The following is a 3,363-nucleotide window of genomic DNA, read 5'->3' as shown; positions in this document are numbered from 1 at the left end:
GAAAATCGCTATGCCACAGCCTTGGCAGGCCATTGCGCAGCGATTTTGTTCAATTCCAGTTTGACAATTTCATATCCATACACACAAAGCAGTTAGTCTTAGGATTGACTGCTTTTTAAAAAGACACCATTTAGGTGTAATGATGTCTTTTGGGTGTTATTTTATAGGTCATATCAAGGCTCATTCAATCGTGGTAAAATCGTGGTAAAATGAGTTTTTTCTATACTTCAAAATACTTGAAAGTATAGTGTTTATGCGGATAATCGAAAATTAGATATAAAATTTTGAAAAAATATTTTATTAAATATATCATTAGGGATTTGCCTTAATCCACGTGCCGGATCAGCTATTACTATATTTTCACCTACACTATAAATAACCACAAAATGCAAGCTGCCTTCAGTTATTTCTAATTGTCCTATGCAGGGAAAGATTAAGGAGTCCTTCAATTCTTTAATTTTAATGCCAGTTGTTTCTAATGAGATTTTAGCTGCTGCTTTACATATATCGTCAAAACTTTGCCTTTGAGTTGGACAGTTAAACAATTTTCTATATTCTTCTAATTTAATACTTTTTCCATGGAAAGCACCAATCATTGCCAAGCATGCCACTCCGCACTCATAGGGATACTCTTGGAGTATAAGCGATATTTTCAAAATATACCTCCGTAATAATAGAGGCCCTGCCTTAACAGACAGAGCCCCCTTGTAATCAATAGTCACCGGGTTTACAGGTTTGTTTAAAAACTTTCGAAAAACGTCCAGATAACCGAATAAGCGGCTTTCCTATACCATGTGTCGCCTCCATCTGCGATGTACACTTCAGCGCCATGGGCGATTAAATAGTCTGCAACATCATTACCTACACCTGGCACGGAACGGAGAGCGTCTCCCTTATAATACGCAACGGCATGGGCAAAAATTTCTTCTGCAATTTCCTGTATGGTCATATCCTTAACCACATGGATATCCAGCAGATGGGCTCCTTCGCTTTTGCAGCTTTCCTTGTTTTTATAAGCAGCCTTCATTGGAATGTTTGCATCGCCGCCGGTAACAAGCTGCATTTCCTTACTGTTCATAATAACACTGTCTAATTTACTCATAAAAAAGCTCCTTTCTTAGAGGTGATTACTGATTACACTATATAAGAAGGACTTTGCTTTCTATTTGTAAACTGTTTTAATAAATAATATTTGTCAATAGAAAAATGATAATATTGACATTTTAAACAGACAGTATGCTCTACAAAAAGAACATACTGTCCATCTAAGCGTTTCACTTATAAATTGTCAAATTCCTTACGTTTCCCGCGATAGCAATGAATCACCCCTGGTAAGCATTTTCTGTTTTGTAATTGTAAACTACTCGATAACCCGAATCCGGAACTGTGGTATTATACTGGTCTAACCAGACGCCGTCATCGTCTACCCAATAGTAGGTATCGTTGACTTCTGATTTGATGTAACATTCAACGAACAGATAGCCGTCCTTGCCAAAGCAGTAATCTTTGCCAGCAATGGTCTTCCAAGCGCTGACCGGATAGGTGTAATTCTTTTCCAGATACCACCATCTGTTGTTGTCATTGTAATCTTTTACCCAGCCCTGGACAAAGTTACCACTAATCCAGCCATCTGTAATATGGAACCAGGGGTCTCCGTTAATCAGAACACGGCCTGTAGCCTGGATTCGAGCACCTGTATTCAATGTTTTTACAATTGCTCCAGTTTGGGGACTTGTCCTTACATTAACATTAGTTCCCTGAACTGTTAACTGTGCGCTTACCGGAATTTCTTCGATAGGTTCAGGTTCAACATAATTTGGTCTTGCAAATGTCACGATGGTATATCCAGAACCGCCACTACGACGTGTTCTCCGTAATACGGAACCTCCATTAGCAATATTACCTCCGGTATTTCCCTCAATCGTTTCATAGCTTCCATCGCTATTCCGGCTGATTACTAAGCCGATATGATTAACTTTGTTTGTGCTGTCAGAAGTTTTCATTAGTATAAAGTCACCAGTCTGTCCTGTGGAAAATAACCGCCCATTATTATAATGGTCATAAACGTATACCGTTGACGCAGTTTTTTGCCCATCACAGAAAATGTTGGAGGCCCCACATAATCGGAAAACATCCCATAAAAAGGTAACACACCAAGGATATGCTGCATTCGGGCCAGTGTCGCCATCATGCACCTCACGCCCATAATAATGAGTGTTGAATTGAACATTATTGCTTCCAGCCGGATTTTCGGCGACTCCTTCAAAACTTAACGCTTTGTTGATGATTGTTTCAATAATTGACATTTTCTTCTCTCCTTCATAGATAAATTTGTTATTGCTTTATAACCGGTTATACCTATTAATAAGGAGACCCTATGTCAATTGTAAACTCACATCTTCTATCAAATTGTAAACTCACATCTTCTATCAAATTAACCTTTTATTTGTCGGCAGACAACTTACCATAATATTTGTCATAAAAAAATTTAAGCTGCTCTTCCAATTTCTGCATCTTATCTACAACCATTTCATCTTTTGATTTATTAATTCCCAGATATACATTTTGTGCTGCTTCTGAAACAAGTTTTCCCATTTCATAATACCGTCCCCTTCCATTATCCTGTCCTTCATAATCTTTATATAAAGAGGCAAGATAATGACCGTATTCTATGCTGCTTTGCAGTAGTTCCCTACTAGAAAAATAATCAGGATATTGGTCTTGAATAAATTGGTTTGCCGCACTCCAACGCTCATCAGATTCCGCATCGCCGAGAGCTTCTATAATGTTATAGCGGTCCTTCTCTGCATTATCTTCTGCCTGTTTTTTTAATTGGTTTATTACCACTTGCTTTTCTGCTACAAGGGCATCTATCGATTGTTCAGCCAATGTTTCAGAGAATGAAGTATCCATTGATGATTTACTCCTACCAGACGTTGCAATATCAAACTTAATGGTTTTTCCATATCCTACAAAATATAATGGCTCATTGCTGCCCATCTTACGCAGAAACGCAACTGACCCCTGAGCACTTTTTCCCTTTTCGACAGTTAAATTATAAATACTATCGCTGAGATGCTTTGTGAACTGCTCTGCATTGCTATCCCCATTAGAAAGTGCGAAGTACATCTTTGCCGAATCTAAAGAAGCATAATCTTCCATGATATAAAGATTGTCTGGCGTTCCGCTATCATAGGTAACATTCAGAGTTACTACAGCATACTCCATGCCATTCTCCGCCTTCGGAATTTCTGCATTACCTGAGATAAGTGTTTTATATGCCGATTCTCCTTCCTGAACATTCGTAACATTAAATGATACCTGTACCGGGACGTCAGTACCGTCAACCATCTGAAAACCGTC

At 38.5% G+C, this 3,363-nt stretch carries 4 protein-coding genes; all 4 read right to left on the bottom strand.

Annotated elements, in window-relative coordinates; translation table 11 throughout:
* Nucleotides 1-251 precede the first annotated feature (251 nt).
* Nucleotides 252-722, bottom strand: a complete 471-nt coding sequence (locus tag FGS84_RS10270; RefSeq protein ID WP_279232802.1) for a cysteine peptidase family C39 domain-containing protein — start codon at nucleotides 720-722, stop codon at nucleotides 252-254.
* Nucleotides 723-739: 17 nt separating this feature from the next.
* Nucleotides 740-1,102: a hypothetical protein gene (locus tag FGS84_RS10265; protein WP_002595405.1), complete on the bottom strand. Its 363-nt coding sequence runs from the start codon at nucleotides 1,100-1,102 to the stop codon at nucleotides 740-742.
* Nucleotides 1,103-1,322: 220 nt separating this feature from the next.
* Nucleotides 1,323-2,306: a CHAP domain-containing protein gene (locus FGS84_RS10260; RefSeq protein WP_002595404.1), complete on the bottom strand. Its 984-nt coding sequence runs from the start codon at nucleotides 2,304-2,306 to the stop codon at nucleotides 1,323-1,325.
* Nucleotides 2,307-2,442: 136 nt separating this feature from the next.
* Nucleotides 2,443-3,363: hypothetical protein (locus FGS84_RS31465; protein ID WP_347563820.1), on the bottom strand; the 921-nt coding region annotated here is incomplete at its 5' end.

Origin of the sequence: Clostridium sp. 1001271st1 H5, from assembly GCF_005845215.1 — a bacterium.
In the GTDB taxonomy this organism is placed as follows: Bacteria; Bacillota; Clostridia; order Lachnospirales; family Lachnospiraceae; genus Enterocloster.
Note: the sequence above shows the minus strand (reverse complement) of the source record. Positions and strands in the feature narration are given on the sequence as shown.